This window comes from Agrobacterium sp. 10MFCol1.1, assembly GCF_000381165.1.
GTDB lineage: Bacteria > Pseudomonadota > Alphaproteobacteria > Rhizobiales > Rhizobiaceae > Agrobacterium > Agrobacterium tumefaciens.
Genome location: NZ_KB906072.1, coordinates 92581 through 110576, shown reverse-complemented (window position 1 = coordinate 110576; position 17996 = coordinate 92581). Strand labels below are relative to the sequence as shown.

Sequence of the window (17996 nt, the reverse complement as noted above, 5' to 3'; positions counted from 1 at the left end):
ACGCAGCTTTGACTTCAATCAAGGCGAAGGGCGCATCGGCAGGGAAATATGAGCCCGACACGTGAACGGCAGATTACGCCAAAGGAGATAGCCATGTACAAGAAAATCATCGTACCGGTAGACCTCAGCGCCATCGACAAGGGAGAGAAGATTCTCGCCAAGGCCAAGGCGCTGCTGGATGTCGATGGCGAGATCGTCCTCATCAATGTGGTTGAGGAACTGCCCGGCTATATGGCGATCGACCTGCCGGTAGACCTCATCGAAAATGCCATCAAGGATGCCAAGACGAAACTTGCGGATATTCAGGTGAAGGCCGGCTTCAAGGGCAAGCACGAAATCAGAAGCGGCGCGCCGGCACGTGAAATCATAGCCGCTGCCGAAGAGCACAAGGCCGATCTCATCATCATCGCATCGCATATGCCTGACTTTACCAATTATTTCATCGGAGCCACCGCCGACCGCGTGGTGCGCCATGCCAAGTGCTCGGTGCTGATTGACAGGTAAAGTGAGCTGAAATCTTGGGGTTGCGGGCGATTTTCGCCCGCACCGGCTGGAGGAGAAGACCATGAATGTCGAAAGTTACGAGAAAATCCTGCGCGACCGCCAGCGCGAGCTTTACAGCCGCCTGCACAAAATCGAGGCGGATTTCGAAGAACCGCGCAACCCCGATGACGACGATCGCGCCGCTGAACGCAGCAATGACGAGGTGCTGGATGAAATAGGGCAGGTGGGCCAGGACGAGCTGCGCGCCATCGACGCCGCACTGGACCGCATCGCGAACGGTACCTACGGCACCTGCGTCAAATGCGGCAAGAAAATTTCGGAAGACCGCCTGAAAGCCGTGCCCTATACGCCGTTCTGCCAGGAATGCGCTGCGGCCTTGTGAGGGCGCTCCGTTTTCCCTCCTCATTCCTGGTGACAAGCGCAGGAATGAGGGAAACGGCGAGGCCGCCACTCAACCTCTCCTTTCGCAACAGCCCGGAACGCAATTTGATCGCCGTTAACCGGCTGCTGTCTTGTTCCTGTCTAATATTGCCTTCATGCTTGGCCACAAGCAGGCAAACGGGAATGGACTATGAGTAACGTATGGCGGTTTGGTCGCCAGTATGATTTTCACGAGATTGTCGCCGATGGTATCGTCCACGGCGTGGGTATCGTTTTTGCGCTGGTCGGCGCCACGGCGCTGATTTTTTACGCGACCGTCTGGGGCAGCCTCAGCGCCATCGCGGCCGCCTGGATTTACGGACTCGGCCTTGTCGCCTGCCTTTCCGTGTCCTTCACCTATAATATCTGGCCGCATTCCAACGTAAAATGGTTCCTGCGCCGGCTGGATCACTCGGCGATTTTCATCCTGATCGCCGCCACCTACACGCCGTTCCTGATGCGCGGTGTCCACGAGCCGCTGATTGCCACCATGCTGGGGCTGATCTGGCTTGCCGCCATCTGCGGCATATTGCTCAAATGCCTGTTTCCCGGCCGTTACGACCGGGTCGCCATAGGCCTTTATCTCGCAATGGGCTGGAGCGGCATCATGGTGGTGCAGCCACTCTCGACGCATCTGGCCCCCGTCACGCTCTGGCTGATTGTCGCTGGCGGTGTCATCTATTCGCTCGGCGTGGTCTTCCATGTCTGGGAAAAGCTGCGATTCCAGAACGCCATCTGGCACGGTTTCGTCGTTGCCGCCGCCGTTGTCCACTATTTTGCCGTGGTCACTTCCTTCAGCCTCGTTCCCATGTCTTCCTGAGCTAGAGAGCACTGGACAGCCATCCGCGTCATCGCCTAATGCTCGCCTGAAGGTCGTGTCCCGAAACTTTGGGCGCGCGATGCAGACAAGAATGAGGGCGAACGATAATGAGTTTGGAACTGCGCGATGCCACCGTGGACGATCTTTCCGGCATCATGGAGATTTACAACGACGCGGTCCTGAACACGACGGCGATCTGGAACGAAGTGCTGGTCGATCTGGAAAACCGCAAGGAATGGTTTTCCGCCCGCAAGTCACGTGGCTTTCCTGTGATCGTCGCGATTCTTGACGGTAAGGTTGCCGGCTACGCTTCCTATGGCGACTGGCGCGCCTTCGACGGCTATCGCCACACCCGCGAACATTCGGTTTATGTCCACAAGGACGCGCGCGGCCACGGCATCGGCAAGCGGCTGATGCAGGCGCTCATCGACCACGCCTCCGGCAACGATGTGCATGTGCTGATCGCCGCGATCGAATCGGAAAACGCCGCCTCCATCCGCCTGCACGAAAGCCTCGGTTTCACCGTTGCCGGCCGGTTTTCGGAAGTGGGCACAAAGTTCGGCCGCTGGCTGGACCTGACTTGCATGGAGCTTAAACTGAACTAGTACGCGGGCCGGGATTTCTCTCAGGCGGGGCGCCGGGCGAAGGCCAGCATGACGCCGAAAGCCATCATCATCGAGCCGCTGATCCGGTTGACGCGCTTCAGGGCGCGCGCATTGCGCATAAGACCGGACAGTCGCGAACCGACAAAGGCATAAACGGTGATCGCCACCACCTCGAGCAGCAGGAAAATTGCGCCGAGCGTGGCGAAGCTCTGCCAATAGGCATCCTGCTGGATGAATTGCGGGAAAAAGGCCGTAAAGATCAGGATGGCCTTCGGATTGCCGGAGGCGACAAAAAACTCCTGCCGCAGATAGGTCTTGAGAATATTTCCGTTGCCCGAGGAGATATCGGGAGCGGTGACATCCGCCCTTGAGCGGATGAGCTTGAAGCCGATCCATAGCAGGTAGAGAACGCCGATCCATTTGATCAGCGAAAACATCATTTCGGAAGCCATCAAAAGTGCGCCGAGGCCCAAAGCAGCGATCGCGATCATGCCCGCAAACGCAACCAGCCGGCCGCTCGCGGCCATCACTGCCGTTGCCATGCCGTATCGCGCACCAACCGTCATCGACAGGAGATTGTTGGGCCCGAACGCCATGTTCAGGGCAAAGCAGGCGGGAATGAATATGAGGATGGTTTCGAGCGCCATGACGGTGATCCGGAAGAAGTGAGATCGCGATAATCTCACTCTCCGGTCCGGCTGTCGAGACGGTCATTTTCTTCGCAAAAACGGCCGGCAGGCAGCCGGCCGTTACCCGTCTCTCATCAGATCGGTTCGAACACCATCGAATGGCCGTTGATGCAATAACGCAGGCCGGTGGGCGGTGGGCCGTCCGGGAAGACGTGGCCGAGGTGGCCGCCGCAATTGGCGCAGCGGATTTCAGTGCGCACCATGCCAAGCGTCGCATCGCGATGTTCCGTCACCGCACCCGGTTTCACCGGTTCGAAATAGCTCGGCCAGCCGCAACCTGCATCGAATTTGGTATCGGACAGGAACAGCGGCTCGTCGCAGGCGGCGCAGCGATAGAGGCCTTTCTGGAACGTGTCCCAGTAGGGACCGGTAAATGGGCGCTCGGTGCCGTGTTCACGCAGGATGCGATATTGCTCCGGCGTCAGCTGCTCGCGCCAGTCGGCATCGCTCTTGTTCACTTTCGGGGATGTCAGATCGCTCATGGAATGATCCTTTCTGTTCCTGCCAGAAATAGGCATCAGCGCTGCAGATTGAAAGAGGGCAGCTGTCATAACGAGTACGTTATGGGCAGGTATGAGAGTCGATTTGGGTTGAGATGGCGGTGTCTATGCCTTAACTGAAAAATACGATTTGAAAAGAACGCCATTCATGGGCGTACAGGGGTAGGGGAAGCCCTGGGAGATGTGAATGACATCAGATGTCACGCAGCTGACATTCCTGTCGCTGTTTTTGCCGTTTCTGGCAGCGCTTGCCGCACCGATGCTGGTGAAAAGATTAGGTCACAATGCCGTCTGGATATTGGCGATCGCGCCCGCGCTGGCTTTTGTCCACTTCGCACTGATGCTGCCGCAGGTGGCGGCTGGCGGCGTGGTCACGGGCGGTTACGTCTGGGTTCCAAGTTTCAACCTCAGCTTTTCGTGGTTCATCGACGGCCTGTCGCTGACCTTTGCACTTCTGATCACCGGTATCGGTCTGCTGATCGTGCTTTATGCCGGCGGTTACATGAAGGGGCATCCGCAGCAGGGCCGCTTCCTGTCTTTCCTGCTTCTGTTCATGGGCGCGATGCTGGGCGTCGTGGTTTCGGACAGCCTGTTGATGCTATTCGTTTATTGGGAACTGACCTCGATAACCTCGTTCCTGCTGATCGGATTCGACCATGCGCGCCCGGCCGCACGCCGTGCCGCCTTGCAGGCGCTGGTGGTAACGGGCGGCGGCGGTCTGCTGCTGCTCGCCGGGTTGATCTTCATCTGGGACATGAGCGGCATGACGCAATTGTCCATGCTGGTGCGTGGCGGCGATATATTACGCGACAGCCCGTTCTATCTGGCTGCGCTGCTGCTGGTTCTCGGCGGCGCGTTCACCAAATCGGCGCAGTTCCCGTTCCATTTCTGGCTTCCCAACGCGATGGAGGCACCGACACCGGTTTCGGCCTATCTGCACTCGGCAACCATGGTGAAGGCCGGCGTCTATCTTCTGATGCGCCTCAACCCCGTTCTCGGCGATACCGCTGCCTGGCAGATCCTGCTGCCGTTCTTCGGCGGGTTGACCATGCTGACCGGCGCGCTGCTGGCCGTGCGCCAGACCGACCTGAAGCTGATGCTGGCCTATACCACCATGTCCTCGCTCGGTCTGCTGGTGATGCTGACCGGCTTCGGCTCGGACCACGCGATCGAGGCGGCTGTGCTTTATCTGGTGGCGCATTCGCTTTTCAAGGGCGCACTGTTCATGGTTGCCGGCATCATCGACCACGAGACCGGAACCCGCGATGTGACGAAGCTCGGCGGCTTGCGAAAGGCCATGCCGATCACCTTTGCGGCAGCGCTGGCAGCGGCCATCTCCATGGCCGGCCTGCCGCCCTTCTTCGGCTTTCTCGCCAAGGAAGAGATTTATTATGCGCTGGCGCATGGCAATCCGCGTGCCGTGCTGTTCACCGGCATCGCCATTCTCGGCAATGCGCTGATGTTTGCCGTCGCTTTTGCCGTGGCGCTGAAACCTTTCCTCGGCAAGCCCGTGAAAACCCCGAAACACGCGCATGAGGGACCACTGCTGCTGTGGCTCGGCCCGGCGCTGCTGGCGATAAAGGGGCTGACCATCGCTCTCTTCGCTGGCCTTTCGCATTTTTACATTTCGACGCCGATGGCAAGCGCGATCGCGGGTGAGGCGCGCCCGGTGGAAATCTCGCTCATTCCCCATATCGGCGTGCCGCTCGGCCTGTCGCTGCTGACGATCGCGCTCGGCATCCTCCTCTATATGCAGCTTTCCGCCGTTCGCGGCCTGATGGTGCGCACCTTCAAGGCGCTGGGTGCAGGGCCGGACAGGGGCTTCGATGTTTTCATCGAAACGCTGGTCAAAATCTCGTTCCATGTTGTCAGGCTTATCCAGCCCGGCAGGCTGGAATTTTACGTCACCGCCACTTTCGCCGTCATTGCCGTCGTGCTGCTTGCGCCGCTGTTTCTCTATGGCGAACTGCCGTCCATGCCGGCGTGGCCGCACGACATGAAAATCCATGAGCTGACCTTCATTGCCATCGCGGTTGCGGGCCTTGTCGCTGTGCTCACGGCGTCCAGTCGGCTTACGGCCATCATCGCGCTCGGCATTCAGGGGTTTGCGGTGGCGGTCATCTTCCTGCTGTTCGGTGCGCCCGATCTGTCGTTTACGCAATTCATGGTCGAAACCCTTTCCGTGGTCATTCTGACGCTGGTCATGACAAGGCTTCGCCTGTCGCCGTCAGACCATCGCGGCCCTGGCCAGAAGCTTCTGGACAGCACCATCGCCATTGCCTGCGGAACCGGCTTTGCCCTGTTCCTGATGCGGGCGACGGAAGCGTCGTTCGATAATCGCCTCACCGATTTCTACAACACCTATTCCAAGGTCATCGCCCACGGGGCGAATGTGGTGAATGTCATCATCGTCGATTTCCGCGGCACGGATACGCTGGGCGAGATTGCGGTGGTGATGATAACAGGCCTGGCCATTCTCGCGCTCATCCGCATCCGCCCGGCTGCTGCCATCAAGGGACCAGCAAAAATAGCGAAGAAGAAGGGAGCGCGGGCTTGAACACGCTTATCCTGCGCACCGTCGCCCCCGTGGTCACCAGCCTCATGGTGCTGTTTTCCATCTTTGTATTGCTGCGCGGCCATAACGAGCCGGGCGGCGGTTTCATCGGCGGGTTGATCGCGGTCTCGGCGCTGGCGATCTACGGCATCGCTTATGGTGTGGCCGCAGTCCGGCGCGCCATCGTGTACCATCCGCTGTCCATTGCCGGCGCGGGGCTGCTGTTGGCGATGTTGTCTGGTCTCGTCTCGATTGCAGCCGGCGTGCCCTTCATGACCGGGCTGTGGGTCTATCCGAGCCTGCTCGGTGTGGAAGTGCCACTCTCCACCGTCATGTCCTTCGATATCGGCGTTTATCTCGTCGTGGTCGGTGCCATCACCTCCATTGCGCTGGCTCTGGAAGAAAGGGATAGCGACTGATGGAAGCTGTTTTCTCCATTCTCGTCGGCATCTTCTTTTCGGTGGCGATCTATCTCATGCTCTCGCGTCACAGCATCCGCATGCTGCTCGGCATCGCCATTCTCGGCAACGCAGTCAACCTCCTGCTGTTCACGGCGGGAAGGCTGACGCGCGAAGTGCCGCCGATCATTCCGCCCGGCATGGACACGCTGCCGGCGGGTGCCGCCAATCCGCTGCCGCAGGCGCTTATCCTCACGGCAATCGTCATTTCCTTTTCCTTCTTCTGTTTCCTGTTGGTGCTGACTTGGCGCGCGTTCCAGGAATTGCAGACCGACGACACCGACGAAATGCGCACCGCAGAACCGGCAGGCGAGCCTTTGCCGCCGCTCGGTTATTGAGCGGGGCGGGGCACAGACACATGGCTTCATCCACCACTTCCGCAATATCAGATCTTTCCGCAGCGCTTGTCACGGCACCCGTGCCGCTATCCGACTGGCTGATCATCCTTCCCGTCGCGCTCTCAATAGGCGCAGGTGCGGTGCTGATGATGCTGCGCCACACCATGCGTCTGCATGCGCCCATTGCAATCACGGCACTTGTTCTGCTGGTACTGCTCGATGCTGCGCTTCTGTGGAAGGTCGTGACCCAAGGGCCGTTCACCATGGTCATGGGCCGCTGGCTGCCACCCTTCGGCATTGCCTTTACGGCTGATCTTACCGGCACGCTGCTGTCGCTCGCCGCCGCCATCGTAGCGCTCGCCGGTGCCATCCATGCCAGCGCCGATATCGATGCCAGCGGCAGGCGATACGGTTTTTATCCGTTCCTGATGCTGTTGATGGCGGGTGTCACCGGTGCGTTCCTGACCGGCGACCTCTTCAACCTCTATGTCTGGTTCGAGGTGCTGCTGATCTCGTCCTTCGGCCTCATCGTGCTGGGCTCCACGCGCGAGCAGATCGATGGCGCGCTGAAATACGCCATCCTCAACCTCATCGGCACGACGCTGTTCCTGATCACGGTCGGTTATCTCTATGCCATCTTCGGCACACTCAATATGGCCGATATCGCGCTGAAGGCGACGCAGCTGCGCGGCACGGCTCCGCTGATGACGCTTGCCAGCCTGTTTGCTCTCGCCTTCGCCATGAAGGCGGCGGCCTTTCCGGTGAATTTCTGGCTGCCCGCCTCCTATCACACGCCGCGCATCGTCGTTTCCGCCCTGTTCGGCGGCCTGCTTACCAAGGTCGGCATCTACGCGCTGCTGCGCGTCATGGTCATGCTGTTTCCGGTCGAGCGGGAGGAGCTGAGTATCGTCATCGCCATCTCTGCGGCGCTGACAATGGTGCTCGGCGCCATGGGTGCGCTGGCACAGAACGATATCCGCCGCATGCTCGGTTACATCGTCATATCGGGCATCGGTTACATGATGGCGGGCATCGCCATCGGCACGCCCTCCGGCGTTGCTGGCGCGATCTTTTACGCGCTGCACTCCATGGTGCTGATGACGGCGCTTTATCTCGCCGCCGGCCACGCCGCCCGCCTTGGCGGCAGTTTCGCCCTGACTTCGCTCGGTGGCCTTTATCGGCAGGCGCCGTGGTTTTCGGGCCTCGCGCTCGCCTTGTTTTTCGCCGGTTCCGGACTGCCGCCGTTTTCCGGCTTCTGGCCGAAGGTGGTTCTCGTCAAATCGGCGATCGATATCGGCGCCTGGTGGCTTGCCGCAGCCCTTCTCCTGTCCGGCTTCATCGCCACCATCGCCTTCGGGCGGGTCTTCCTCTTATGTTTCTGGCGCCCGGCAGTGGCCTCAACCGGCCAGGCGCCGTCGCTGCCTGCGTCGCATCTGGCGGCCCCTTCTTTCGTCCCGCTGGTCGGGCTGACATTGCTGGTGGTGTTCTTCGGCCTGTTTCCGGAAAGCCTGCTCAATCTCAGCCAGCAGGCGGCTGCGGGGCTTGGCAACCCCGAAGCCTATATCCAGTCGGTGTTTCCCGAAGGGAGCAGACCATGAGCCGCTACATCCTGTTACTGCTCTTCGTTGGCGTATGGCTCGCTGTGAGCGGCAGCGTCACGCCGGCGAACATTCTCTTCGGCCTCATCGTCTCGGCGCTGGCTCTGGGCCTTATCCGTCACCAGATCCCCAAGGGCGGCCGTCATCGGCTGCGTCCCGTCCGCGTGCTGTCGCTGCTGCTGCTGTTCTTCAAGGAGCTGGCGCTGTCGGCCTGGAAGGTGGCGGTGATGGTGACGCGGCCGAAGCTCGATGTGCAGCCCGGTATCTTCGCCTATCCGCTCAGGCTGACGACGGATTTCGAGATCACGCTGCTTGCCAATCTCATCACGCTGACCCCCGGCACACTTTCGGTCGATGTTTCCGAGGATAAAACAACGCTCTACGTCCACGCGATCGATTGCAGCAATATCGAAGCCGCCAAGAATGACATCAGAAACGGCTTCGAAAAAAAGATCATGGAGGCGTTTCAGGGATGACGCCGGAACTCATAGTTTCATTTGCAACTGTACTTGCCACGGTTGTACTGTCCGCTGCCTTTTTGCTGACAGTATATCGCGTCGTCGTCGGTCCGACCTTGCCGGACCGAATCGTCGCGCTCGACATGCTGGTCGGTATTGCCATCGGCTTCATTGCGGTTATCGCCATCCGCACCGGCGTCGATCTTTATGTCGATATCGCCATTGCGCTCGGACTGGTGGGTTTTCTCGCAACGGTGGCTTTTGCCCGCTTCGTCCTGTCGCGCGGTGCAGATGGCAGGCGCAGGACAAAGGCTGTTCTGGACGGCGAGCGGGCATCGGAAGTTGTTGAAAAGCCTGAAAAACAAGTATCCAGGCGTGGAAAAAGAAGGGGCGGTCGATGATGGGCTGGATCGTGGCTATTCTGGTTGCGGCACTGACGGTCTCAGGTGCCGCCTTCTCGCTGATTGCGGCAATCGGGCTTAATCGCCTGCCGGATGTCTACACCCGCATGCATGCGGCTTCCAAGGCGGGAACGGTGGGCTCAGGCCTGTTGCTGCTGGCCGTTGGCATTCATTCCACGGAAATATCGACGCTGGCACGGGCACTTGCCGGTTTCTTTTTCTTTGTTCTGACAGCACCGGTCTCCGCACATCTTCTTGCAATGGCTGCACACAAGGCAGGTTATCCACTTGCTGATAAATCGGTAGTTGATGACCTAAAGAAAATTTGAAGTTGAATTACCCCCTAATAATGGGGGGTCTTCGTTTTGCATTACTACTTGGCATAGTATTTTATTACCCGTGATTTTTTGTATTCCAATTAGACTGTTTTGAACTGAAAAAATCATAATAGGAATTTGACTTTTGCTGTTTTGATGCTATCCAAATTAAGTGTAAAATTGCTTATTGCGATTTGCATCTAGCCTCTTCATGGTCGGCATAGGCATTTTATTAATGTCTAATCTATGGTTGATCAGACCTTTGTTGGCCATGTCGCGGGCTACAAGTTGAATCTCGGATCAATTCGTTTCCGGTTTCGCTTGAAATCTAGGGGTAGATTTCACGTTGGTTTCAACAGGGCGAAGGAGGGGCACCGGGTAACTTCACATCGCTCGATGCGGCGTTCATCCGTGTCTGGAGATAAATAACAGGAGATACTTAAATGACGGAAACTGCATACGGTAACGCCCAGGATCTGCTGGTCGAACTGACGGCGGATATTGTGGCTGCCTATGTTAGCAACCACGTCGTTCCGGTAACTGAGCTTCCCGGCCTTATTTCGGATGTTCATACGGCACTCAGCGGAACATCGGCACCGGCATCGGTGGCGGTCAATGTTGAAAAGCAGAAGCCTGCTGTGTCCGTTCGCAAGTCGGTTCAGGACGATCATATCGTCTGTTTGGAATGTGGTGGCTCGTTCAAGTCGCTCAAACGCCACCTGACGACGCATCACAGCATGACGCCGGAAGAATATCGCGAAAAATGGGATCTGCCGGTCGATTATCCGATGGTTGCTCCCGCCTATGCCGAAGCCCGTTCGCGGCTCGCCAAGGAAATGGGTCTCGGTCAGCGCCGCAAGGCGAACCGTTGATTTTCTAAGACGGATTGTGTCGCGGCTGTATTTTCTCCCCGTCCGGGGAAAGATGGCCCGAAGCGCCGGATAAAGGGGACCTTGGCAGCATATTGCTGGCCTTGCCCCTTAACTCGCCGCCGTGACCTTTTCCCTTAGCAGGAGATGGCGGCAGGGCGCACATGCCCGCTCCATACACATCTTGCACCTAGTGTTATGTCCAGCTGGTCCTTAGACCGGCTTTTTTATTGCCGCGCGCAATTTCGACAGAGGAAAAAAATCCTTGTCGAGGCGTCACCTTTATTCAAAAACAAAGCGAAATCAATCGCATGTTTTTCGACGCCAAATTTGCACTTCCCCGCGTCCATCCTCAGGTGTATGAATTAATTCCTATTCGTAAAGGAGTTGCATATGCCTTCGGACATATCGTCTTTGCCTGCCCCCTTTCGGCCCTGTGTGCAGGTTGCCGATAGCAATTTCCGCCGTTTTCCGCCTGCTGCCGGGCGAGATGAGATTTCCCGGATTTGCCGGCTGGTCCGGCAACTGGCCGGGGAAATGGTGCAATTGACCGGCGATCGTGTGGCTGCGCGCCGGGACAGGCGGCGCACCGAATGCCATATCCGCCAGATCGCCATGTATGTGTGCCATGTGCAGCTCGGTATTCCCATGTCGGATATCGGCCCCTGTTTCGGCAGGGACAGAACGACAGTCGGCCATGCATGCCAGGTGGTTGAGGATCGTCGCGACGAACCCGCCTTTGACGAGTTCGTCGCCACACTGGAGCGGCTTTCCGGCAGCATTTTCAACGTGATGAAAGGTGTTCGGGATGAGTGAGACAAAAAGCGCTCCATCGATACTTCCCGATCCTGTCCTGTTGCGGCTCCTGCGCTGCATTGCTGCGGGCACGGCTGAGATATCGGAGGATCGCGGCGATATGGTATTGCAGCGACCGGAGGCCGGGAACGGCGGGACAGGGCGTCCGGCGTTGCGGTTTCCGGCCACCACGGTGCAGCTCGCCCTCTCTTCGGGGCTGATCGAAAGACGCGAAAACACACTCTCCGCCGCGCCGCCGCTCGCCTCCTATTTGAAGCGCGCTATAGCCAGGGATCGCGACGAGATTTTTCAGGAACAGCACTGGGATTTGCAGACGGTGGTTCTGGATGTCGGCAAGGACAGGCAACCGGCCCGGCGCAACCTCAACAGCTCGCCACTGACAGGGCTTTCACGGCTGAAGGAAAAGGATGGCACGGCATTCTTCCCCAGCGACGCCTTGCAGGCGGGCGAACGCCTCGCCGCCGATTTTCACCGCGCGCAATTGAACCCAAAGGTAACGGCAACATGGGAGCCGAAAATTGCAAGCCGCACGAAGGGGGAGGCGGGTGGCAAGCTCGATCTTACCGATGCGGCGATTTCCGCCCGGACGCGGTTTTCCCGTGCAGCCGATGCTATGGGGCCTGAACTTTCAGGTGTCGCCATCGATATCTGCTGCTTTGAAAAGGGGCTGGAGGCCGTGGAGCGCGAGCGGCAATGGCCGGCGCGTTCGGCAAAACTGCTGCTGCGGGCCGCTCTGCTATCGCTTGCCCGGCATTATGCGCCGCAAGCGCAACGCAGCAGAAGGACAAGCCACCATTGGGGCGACGAAGATTATCGCCCGCCGATGGCGCCAACGATGGCATCAGAATGAAGGCTCAGGCGGTCAGAAGTCTCGCTTCCTCGCGGATACGTTTGACCATGGAACGCAGGCCATTGGCGCGCTGCGAGGACAAATGTTCCACCAGCCCGATCTTGTCGAACACCTCAATGGCGTCCAGACCGGCGATTTCGGAAGCTTTTTTACCGGAATAGACGGCAAGAACGATGGCGACGAGGCCGCGCACGATATGCGCATCGGAATCGCCCTCGAAGGTCATGAGAGGATCTTCCGCACCATCGCTGTGGCTGACGAGCCAGACCTGGCTTGCGCAGCCCTGCACCTTGTTCTCAGGCGTGCGCTTGTCTTCCGCAAGGTCGGGAAGCGCCTTGCCGAGTTCGATGACGTAACGATAGCGATCCTCCCAGTCGTCGAGGAAGGCGAAATCGTCAAGGATCGTATCGAGAGAGGCCATGTTGCGCGCCGTATCGTTCGTTATTGCCATGCTTTGCTACGATATAGGGCAAGTGCGGACGGTTTTGAACCATGCGGACCATGAAAAAGCCCACGGAAAACAGGTTTCCGTGGGCAAGTTTGGCAGGCAGTCACGCAGGCGGACATATCCGGCTGCAGAGAAGGGGCGGCGCGGCGTTAGGCGGCGGCGCAAAATATCAGGGGGTAGGGCGCTTCTGCGGCAGGGGAATGATGGTGCCGGTCTTCAGCATGTCGGCATTCCCAGGGAATTCGACGCTGATCGCCGGTGCTGAGGCCAGTTTTTCGCTCTCGCTGGCGAGTTCGGCTGCGGGTGCCGTTTTATCACCGGATGCAAGCTGCGCGTCGAGCAATTCATAGGCGACCTTGGCGCCTTCCTTTGCCCGTTCACCGAGCGCGTGGAAGGTTTCGGCGCCCTTGACGCAGACGTCGGGTTTTTCGATGCAGATGGCGCTGACATAACGATAGGCCTCACCGGCTGCCGAAACGGCGCTGGGAATATCGAATGCCGAAGGTTCCTTGGTCGGATCGTTGCTGCTACCGAAATAGGACAGCGCGACCAGCACCAGCGAAAACCAGAATGTTCCTTTGATCAGAAACCACATTGTCAGACTACCCTGCCAGATGATCTTTGTTTTGAAGCCCCGCCCGTTTTGGGTCATCGGCCTTTGTCCCGTTTTTCGGGCTTGGAGAGAAGCTACAGGCGACCGGCGAACAGCCAATTGCAAAAAGCCGCGCAATTTAATTCAAATTGTATCTATTCTCCTCGTATCGGGACCGGCTCCAGCAATTCCGTCGCATTTTAACAGTCCATGTTAAGCATAATTGCGACAGATGCCGTCTGTTCCGGGCAAAAGTGCTCACCCGTGCCGCCACAAAGGTTAACGCGATGGCAAAAATAAAGCGAAATCCGTCGCTTACCCGTCATTAACCATGATTGGCAAAGCTTGGTTGAAATGCTCCGTAATGGGACTGCGGCGCATTTCGCGGCTGTTTGGTGCCGTTCTTTTTATCCATTCCTTAAGCCGCGGGCTTCTATTGTCGGAGCCGTTAGATCCGTCTCAGGGATTCAGGTTTGGTATTGCGTAATATGAGAAAAAAAGCGGTCGCATTGGTCGACCATGCCGCAGGCAGATGGCTTGCGCGTATGGAGGAGGACGCCGAAAGGCGCGCCGGCACCGTTGCGCGCCTGCGCCGCCTGTTTGCCTTCAGCGCCGTCGGCTTTCTGGTCGTTCCCGCCCTGTTCAGCCTCGTCTTCAGCCCCGCCATCGCGCTGCCCATCGGCGCCGCTCTGGTGCTGGCGCTCTATCTGGCCGCAGCCGCCCTGTTGATCGCCTTTTCGCGTCCTGCCCGTGGTGCAGCGTCCCTGTCCGCTCAAGCCGGCGACGATGACCTCGTTGCGGCATCGCAGTTGCCCGGCCTCGTACTCACCATCAATGAAAACGGCCTCGTCGAGCGCGTCTCCGGCCGCGACCTTGAAACGTTTCCAGCCGATCTTCAGGCCTGCAAGGGCCATGTCTTTGCCGAATATGTCTATGTTTCTGATCGCATCGAGCTGATGCAGGCTTTCGACCTTCTGCGGCAGGGCGAGGAAAAGTCCAGCGTGGAACTGCGGTTCGAAACCGGCGCGAAATCGCGCCAGGCGCAGTTCATCCACGCGCGTATGGAAATGACGGCGATCCGCAATGCGGCCGGCAGGCTGCGCCGCGTCGTCGCCCAGCTCTCCGACGTCACCGAGATGGAGCTTCTGCGCCGCGATGTCGCCCGCAAGGCGGCAGAGGCGGAATCGGCCAACGACGCCAAGTCGCGGTTCCTCGCTGCCGTCAGCCACGAGCTGCGCACCCCGCTCAACGCCGTCCTCGGCTTTTCCGACATTCTGGCGGGCGAATATTTCGGCCGGCTGGAAAACGACCGCCAGCGGGAATATGTCGGCTTGATCCGCCAGTCCGGCGCGCATCTCCTGTCGGTGGTCAACACCATGCTGGATATGAGCAAGCTGGAAGCGGGCCGTTACGAGCTGATGATGGAAAGCTTCCCGATCGGCGAAACCATCTCGTCCTGCGAGGCCATGCTCGGCTTGCAGGCGAAGGAAAAAGGTCTGACATTGACCAGCCGCATCCAGCGCGGTATCGGCGAAATCTCCGCCGACCAGCGCGCCATCCGCCAGGTTCTCATTAATCTGGCCGGTAACGCCATCAAGTTCACCGATGCCGGCGGTGTAGTGTCGATCGATGCTGCGCGTGAAGGCAGGATGCTGAAACTGACGGTCAGCGATACCGGCATCGGCATCGCATCCGACAAGATTGAACTCCTGGGCCAGCCTTTCATGCAGGTCCAGAATGAATATACCCGTCGCTATGAGGGCACGGGTCTGGGATTGTCCCTGGTCAAGGGTCTGGTAGCACTGCATGGCGGCACTTTCGCCATCACCAGCCAGCCCGGCGCGGGGACGGTCGTAACGATCATGTTGCCTGCTGACGGTTCCGGCATGGCAGGTGGCGAAAACGCTGAAACCGAATGCATGGTGGAGTTTCCGCCGCGCATCAAACGGCTCGGCGAAATGGCCGCGATTATGAGGAAGGATGGTGACGATGGCCCCGCGAAAGCGAAAATCGCCTAAGAAAACAACGGCCCAGATTGGCGCCGGGATTGTTTCCTTGGTGGTTTCGGCCATCGGGCGCGAACTCCTGCGCCGTCCGAAACTGGTGGGCGGCTCAGGCGCCTTCGTGGTCGTCTTCGGTTTTGTCGCCGCCAACGCGCTCTGGTACCAGCCGGGCGTTCACCCGTCTCCTTTCCTGCGTACCCGCGATGCGGCAAACCCGAACGGCATTGCCGGCTATCGCGCGGCGGAGCCGCTCGGCACGCAGGGCCATGTCACGACCTTCCGCATAGAACGCCCGAGCGAAACCGAAACGGCACAGCAACCGGCGGCCGCAACGGCGACGCCCGCGACATCGGTTGCGGCGGAAAACCAGAAGCCGCAGCAGATCGTTGCCGATATTCAGGCCGAACTTAAAAAACGCGGGCTTTACGAAGGCGAGGCGGACGGCAAGATGGGACCGCGCACGGCTGCCGCCATCATGTTCTTCGAAGAAACGCTTGGCATGGAACAGACCGGCGAACCGACGACACGGGTGCTGGCGGCGCTCAGGATCGACGGCGCAACCGTCGCCGCAATCCCGAAGGATCGGCCTTCCGACGCCAACACCGGCGGCGGCGTTGAGATCGACCCGGTCGCGGCCGCAATCCGCAAGGCTGAAGCGCCTCGTCCCAAGGCCGAACCGGTCTCCTTGAACAGCGCTGCCGCCGCTTCAAAGCCGGTGAGCCGCGATCTGATTGCAAAGATCCAGCAGGGACTGATCAATATCGCCTATGCCGATGTGAAGGTGGACGGTGTGGCCGGCGAGCAGACCCGCAACGCCATCCGCCATTTCGAAAAACACTACCGCCTGCCGGAGACCGGTGAACCGAGCGAAGCCGTGCTGAAGAAGCTGAAATCGATCGGGGCGCTTTAGGGGACTGGGTCTCAACTCTCCCCATTCCTGTGACAAGCGCAGGAACGAGGAAAGAAGAGAGCGTAACAACACGGACAGGCAGCGGCCTGCCGCCTCCATCGAAAGCACCCCAATGCGCCTCAAATCCGAAATCTTCGTATCAGCTCTTATCCGCCGCGTGTTTTCCGCTGGTGGCTTTGCCGCTGTCGAAAAGAAGGGTGCCGAAGAGGCCGGTGCGATCTTCATCCGCCAGCGCCTTCGTGATGGCCGCGAAAACCTCTATGGACCCGCGCCGCAGAGTTTTGCCGAGGACGAGGAAGTCCGGGCCGAACGCCGTTTCGAGACGCGTCTTGCAGGTGTGGAGGGGGAGGAAAGTGCTGCTCTTCTCGAAAGGGAGCGGCGCTTCGACAGCGATCTGTGGGTCGTCGAGATCGAAACGGACGAGATCGGCACTCTCCTGACGCTGGTGGACCAACCGAAGATTTAAAGCGTGCAGCAGCTTTGCGCCCGGAATTGCTCCGGGCGAGGGGTGGCCGCCTTAACCCTCACGTCCCCGTTCTGTGAATGACAGGTGCGCTGTGGTTCGGTCGTTCGCGGCCGTGGGTGTAGCTGTCGGCGCGCCGCCAGCTTTCCACCCGCTCTTCGCATTCAATGATTTCGAGGCGGTCGAGCATGGCCTCGGCGCGGCTCATGTCGCCTTCGGCGGCGGCAAGATGCGGATAGAAGCATTGCAATATGAAGGCGGCTTCGGAAAATTCCATGCCGAGCCCGATCAGGGTGGTGGCGAGCTGCGTGCCTGATATGTCGAGCATGATGCGCTCCGACAGCCAGTAGCTGGACGACAGCGAATCCGCCAGCGTCACCGCAAACTGCCGCGCATCACGCTCGCGCGCGAACCGCACGAGCAGCGCTTCCTGCACGTCACTCAGGCGGCGCAGGCCAAGAACGTCGCTTTCCGGGCGGCTGAGCTGATGCGCCATCCGTTTGATGCGCTGGCGCATTTCCTCTTCCACGGCGGTGGATTTGATCTGGGCGTCTGCCGGCTGCGCAATGGCGGGCTCCGGCATGGCGGGAGGCGTCGCGTCATCGGGTCGCTTCAGGTCTTCCATGTGCCGCAGGCCGACAAGCGCGTCGATGACGGTCGGCGACAGGTCCTCGCGCCGCACGATGGCGCGCGCATGGGCGGCCCCTTGCGTGCGGGCAATGGTGATCAGCGTGTCGTCATCAAGGCACTTCGACGAAATCAGGAAGGGGGCGGCAATGGAAATCGGCTGGCAGGCGATGAAGAAGGCAACCGCCGAAGGCACGTTTGGGTGCTGAGAAAGCGCTGCAATGGCTTCCCGCTTGGCCTCTTCGGTGGAAGCGTTGAAAAGCGGCATGAAAAGCTCGGCAAACTGCCGAAGGTCCGTTTTTGACGGATGGGGAACAGTCTCAAAATTCGTGACAGTGGCCATTAGCACCACATCTTTCTTCCTCACGGCTCTTGGCCTCTCAAGTTCTCGAAACCGGTCGGTCAACGCACTACCCAACAAAAACGCAAACACAATATCGGTTCAAATTAGAGCAAATCCGTTGACACCCTGTTAACTATGGGGGGTGGCAAGCGTTATTGTGCGTTTATCAACAAGGAAATTTTAAAACCTTCGTGACGGACAAAACGTCATGGAACCTTGCCGTCTCGCCTTTGTTTTCAACGGGTGCAGCTTTATGAAGGATAAGTTGGCGCCCGGCGATTAGGGTTAACGGATCATTAACCTCTGTCTGTTTCTAATTTCATGGGCAGTATTAGGATTCCATGTTATTCTGATTGATAGAATAATTTCGAAAATGGCATGCCGAAGCCTTGATATGCGCACGACACCTTGCA

Annotated in this window: 22 protein-coding genes; 17 read left to right on the top strand and 5 right to left on the bottom strand. The window is 59.0% G+C overall.

Going from position 1 to position 17996, the window contains the following annotated elements:
* Positions 1-93 precede the first annotated feature (93 nt).
* The 4 genes from F617_RS0100595 (at position 94) to F617_RS0100580 (ending at position 2349) form a co-directional block, all read left to right on the top strand.
* Complete coding sequence (locus F617_RS0100595) at positions 94-504, top strand: universal stress protein (protein ID WP_019564109.1); 411 nt, start codon at positions 94-96, stop codon at positions 502-504.
* 61 nt (positions 505-565) lie between these two features.
* Positions 566-886, top strand: a complete 321-nt coding sequence (locus F617_RS0100590; RefSeq protein WP_003512004.1) for a TraR/DksA C4-type zinc finger protein — start codon at positions 566-568, stop codon at positions 884-886.
* A 189-nt stretch (positions 887-1075) separates the two neighbouring features.
* Complete coding sequence (locus F617_RS0100585; RefSeq protein ID WP_019564108.1) at positions 1076-1744, top strand: hemolysin III family protein; 669 nt, start codon at positions 1076-1078, stop codon at positions 1742-1744.
* A gap of 107 nt (positions 1745-1851) precedes the next feature.
* Positions 1852-2349, top strand: a complete 498-nt coding sequence (locus F617_RS0100580; protein WP_003512007.1) for a GNAT family N-acetyltransferase — start codon at positions 1852-1854, stop codon at positions 2347-2349.
* A gap of 20 nt (positions 2350-2369) precedes the next feature.
* On the opposite strand, the gene F617_RS0100575 is transcribed toward F617_RS0100580, so the two are convergent.
* On the bottom strand, positions 2370-2996 hold the full coding sequence (locus F617_RS0100575) for a LysE family translocator (RefSeq protein ID WP_019564107.1): 627 nt from the start codon (positions 2994-2996) through the stop codon (positions 2370-2372).
* Positions 2997-3112: 116 nt separating this feature from the next.
* Positions 3113-3520 (bottom strand): peptide-methionine (R)-S-oxide reductase MsrB, encoded by a 408-nt coding sequence (gene msrB, locus F617_RS0100570; protein WP_003512009.1) that lies wholly within the window; start codon positions 3518-3520, stop codon positions 3113-3115.
* A 205-nt stretch (positions 3521-3725) separates the two neighbouring features.
* Between msrB and F617_RS0100565 the strand changes: the two genes are divergently transcribed.
* The 10 genes from F617_RS0100565 (at position 3726) to F617_RS0100520 (ending at position 12197) form a co-directional block, all read left to right on the top strand.
* Positions 3726-6095: a putative monovalent cation/H+ antiporter subunit A gene (locus tag F617_RS0100565; RefSeq protein WP_019564106.1), complete on the top strand. Its 2370-nt coding sequence runs from the start codon at positions 3726-3728 to the stop codon at positions 6093-6095.
* Complete coding sequence (locus tag F617_RS0100560; RefSeq protein ID WP_003512013.1) at positions 6092-6511, top strand: Na(+)/H(+) antiporter subunit B; 420 nt, start codon at positions 6092-6094, stop codon at positions 6509-6511. Before F617_RS0100565 ends, F617_RS0100560 begins: the two co-directional genes overlap by 4 nt.
* Complete coding sequence (locus tag F617_RS0100555) at positions 6511-6888, top strand: Na+/H+ antiporter subunit C (RefSeq protein WP_003509263.1); 378 nt, start codon at positions 6511-6513, stop codon at positions 6886-6888. The genes F617_RS0100560 and F617_RS0100555 overlap by 1 nt, the downstream gene beginning before the upstream one ends.
* A gap of 20 nt (positions 6889-6908) precedes the next feature.
* Complete coding sequence (locus tag F617_RS0100550) at positions 6909-8486, top strand: Na+/H+ antiporter subunit D (protein ID WP_019564105.1); 1578 nt, start codon at positions 6909-6911, stop codon at positions 8484-8486.
* On the top strand, positions 8483-8962 hold the full coding sequence (locus tag F617_RS0100545) for a Na+/H+ antiporter subunit E (RefSeq protein ID WP_013635705.1): 480 nt from the start codon (positions 8483-8485) through the stop codon (positions 8960-8962). The genes F617_RS0100550 and F617_RS0100545 overlap by 4 nt, the downstream gene beginning before the upstream one ends.
* A complete protein-coding gene (locus F617_RS0100540) occupies positions 8959-9345 on the top strand; it encodes a cation:proton antiporter (protein WP_003512027.1) in 387 nt (128 codons plus the stop codon). The genes F617_RS0100545 and F617_RS0100540 overlap by 4 nt, the downstream gene beginning before the upstream one ends.
* On the top strand, positions 9342-9674 hold the full coding sequence (gene mnhG, locus F617_RS0100535; RefSeq protein WP_003512029.1) for a monovalent cation/H(+) antiporter subunit G: 333 nt from the start codon (positions 9342-9344) through the stop codon (positions 9672-9674). The genes F617_RS0100540 and mnhG overlap by 4 nt, the downstream gene beginning before the upstream one ends.
* 431 nt (positions 9675-10105) lie before the next feature.
* Positions 10106-10534, top strand: a complete 429-nt coding sequence (ros, locus tag F617_RS0100530; RefSeq protein ID WP_003512037.1) for a MucR family transcriptional regulator Ros — start codon at positions 10106-10108, stop codon at positions 10532-10534.
* A 390-nt stretch (positions 10535-10924) separates the two neighbouring features.
* The gene (locus F617_RS0100525) at positions 10925-11347 is read left to right on the top strand and encodes a helix-turn-helix domain-containing protein (RefSeq protein ID WP_003512040.1); all 423 of its coding nucleotides are present in this window, start codon (positions 10925-10927) and stop codon (positions 11345-11347) included.
* Positions 11340-12197, top strand: a complete 858-nt coding sequence (locus tag F617_RS0100520) for a DUF6456 domain-containing protein (RefSeq protein ID WP_019564103.1) — start codon at positions 11340-11342, stop codon at positions 12195-12197. Before F617_RS0100525 ends, F617_RS0100520 begins: the two co-directional genes overlap by 8 nt.
* 4 nt (positions 12198-12201) lie before the next feature.
* On the opposite strand, the gene F617_RS0100515 is transcribed toward F617_RS0100520, so the two are convergent.
* Both F617_RS0100515 and F617_RS0100510 read right to left on the bottom strand, forming a co-directional pair.
* Entirely contained in the window at positions 12202-12618 is a 417-nt protein-coding gene (locus F617_RS0100515; protein WP_025592801.1) for a SufE family protein, read from the bottom strand.
* Positions 12619-12814: 196 nt separating this feature from the next.
* Positions 12815-13240: a DUF5330 domain-containing protein gene (locus tag F617_RS0100510; RefSeq protein ID WP_026330604.1), complete on the bottom strand. Its 426-nt coding sequence runs from the start codon at positions 13238-13240 to the stop codon at positions 12815-12817.
* Positions 13241-13725: 485 nt separating this feature from the next.
* Here F617_RS0100510 and F617_RS0100505 point away from each other — a divergent pair, with 485 nt between their 5' ends.
* The 3 genes from F617_RS0100505 to F617_RS0100495 all read left to right on the top strand — a co-directional run bounded on the left by F617_RS0100505 (position 13726) and on the right by F617_RS0100495 (position 16616).
* Positions 13726-15255, top strand: coding sequence for a HAMP domain-containing sensor histidine kinase (locus F617_RS0100505; RefSeq protein ID WP_026330603.1), 1530 nt, complete (start codon positions 13726-13728; stop codon positions 15253-15255).
* Positions 15227-16150, top strand: coding sequence for a peptidoglycan-binding domain-containing protein (locus F617_RS0100500; protein ID WP_013635711.1), 924 nt, complete (start codon positions 15227-15229; stop codon positions 16148-16150). The genes F617_RS0100505 and F617_RS0100500 overlap by 29 nt, the downstream gene beginning before the upstream one ends.
* Positions 16151-16262: 112 nt before the next feature.
* Positions 16263-16616 carry a DUF1491 family protein gene (locus F617_RS0100495; protein WP_003512046.1) on the top strand — a complete coding sequence of 118 codons (354 nt, stop codon included), beginning with the start codon at positions 16263-16265 and terminating at the stop codon, positions 16614-16616.
* 58 nt (positions 16617-16674) lie between these two features.
* Here F617_RS0100495 and F617_RS0100490 read toward each other — a convergent pair whose 3' ends face one another.
* Entirely contained in the window at positions 16675-17583 is a 909-nt protein-coding gene (locus F617_RS0100490) for a DUF2336 domain-containing protein (RefSeq protein WP_003512047.1), read from the bottom strand.
* Positions 17584-17996: the final 413 nt, after the last annotated feature.

Excerpts from the sequence above, each read along its gene's own strand:
- F617_RS0100595 (WP_019564109.1), top strand. The coding sequence starts at position 94 with ATGTACAAGAAAATCATCGTACCGGTAGACCTCAGCGCCATCGACAAG.
- F617_RS0100590 (WP_003512004.1), top strand. The coding sequence starts at position 566 with ATGAATGTCGAAAGTTACGAGAAAATCCTGCGCGACCGCCAGCGCGAG.
- F617_RS0100585 (WP_019564108.1), top strand. The coding sequence starts at position 1,076 with ATGAGTAACGTATGGCGGTTTGGTCGCCAGTATGATTTTCACGAGATT.
- F617_RS0100580 (WP_003512007.1), top strand. The coding sequence starts at position 1,852 with ATGAGTTTGGAACTGCGCGATGCCACCGTGGACGATCTTTCCGGCATC.
- F617_RS0100575 (WP_019564107.1), bottom strand. The coding sequence starts at position 2,996 with ATGGCGCTCGAAACCATCCTCATATTCATTCCCGCCTGCTTTGCCCTG.
- msrB (WP_003512009.1), bottom strand. The coding sequence starts at position 3,520 with ATGAGCGATCTGACATCCCCGAAAGTGAACAAGAGCGATGCCGACTGG.
- F617_RS0100565 (WP_019564106.1), top strand. The coding sequence starts at position 3,726 with ATGACATCAGATGTCACGCAGCTGACATTCCTGTCGCTGTTTTTGCCG.
- F617_RS0100555 (WP_003509263.1), top strand. The coding sequence starts at position 6,511 with ATGGAAGCTGTTTTCTCCATTCTCGTCGGCATCTTCTTTTCGGTGGCG.
- F617_RS0100550 (WP_019564105.1), top strand. The coding sequence starts at position 6,909 with ATGGCTTCATCCACCACTTCCGCAATATCAGATCTTTCCGCAGCGCTT.
- F617_RS0100545 (WP_013635705.1), top strand. The coding sequence starts at position 8,483 with ATGAGCCGCTACATCCTGTTACTGCTCTTCGTTGGCGTATGGCTCGCT.
- F617_RS0100540 (WP_003512027.1), top strand. The coding sequence starts at position 8,959 with ATGACGCCGGAACTCATAGTTTCATTTGCAACTGTACTTGCCACGGTT.
- mnhG (WP_003512029.1), top strand. The coding sequence starts at position 9,342 with ATGATGGGCTGGATCGTGGCTATTCTGGTTGCGGCACTGACGGTCTCA.
- ros (WP_003512037.1), top strand. The coding sequence starts at position 10,106 with ATGACGGAAACTGCATACGGTAACGCCCAGGATCTGCTGGTCGAACTG.
- F617_RS0100525 (WP_003512040.1), top strand. The coding sequence starts at position 10,925 with ATGCCTTCGGACATATCGTCTTTGCCTGCCCCCTTTCGGCCCTGTGTG.
- F617_RS0100520 (WP_019564103.1), top strand. The coding sequence starts at position 11,340 with ATGAGTGAGACAAAAAGCGCTCCATCGATACTTCCCGATCCTGTCCTG.
- F617_RS0100515 (WP_025592801.1), bottom strand. The coding sequence starts at position 12,618 with ATGGCCTCTCTCGATACGATCCTTGACGATTTCGCCTTCCTCGACGAC.
- F617_RS0100510 (WP_026330604.1), bottom strand. The coding sequence starts at position 13,240 with ATGTGGTTTCTGATCAAAGGAACATTCTGGTTTTCGCTGGTGCTGGTC.
- F617_RS0100505 (WP_026330603.1), top strand. The coding sequence starts at position 13,726 with ATGAGAAAAAAAGCGGTCGCATTGGTCGACCATGCCGCAGGCAGATGG.
- F617_RS0100500 (WP_013635711.1), top strand. The coding sequence starts at position 15,227 with ATGGCCCCGCGAAAGCGAAAATCGCCTAAGAAAACAACGGCCCAGATT.
- F617_RS0100495 (WP_003512046.1), top strand. The coding sequence starts at position 16,263 with ATGCGCCTCAAATCCGAAATCTTCGTATCAGCTCTTATCCGCCGCGTG.
- F617_RS0100490 (WP_003512047.1), bottom strand. The coding sequence starts at position 17,583 with ATGGCCACTGTCACGAATTTTGAGACTGTTCCCCATCCGTCAAAAACG.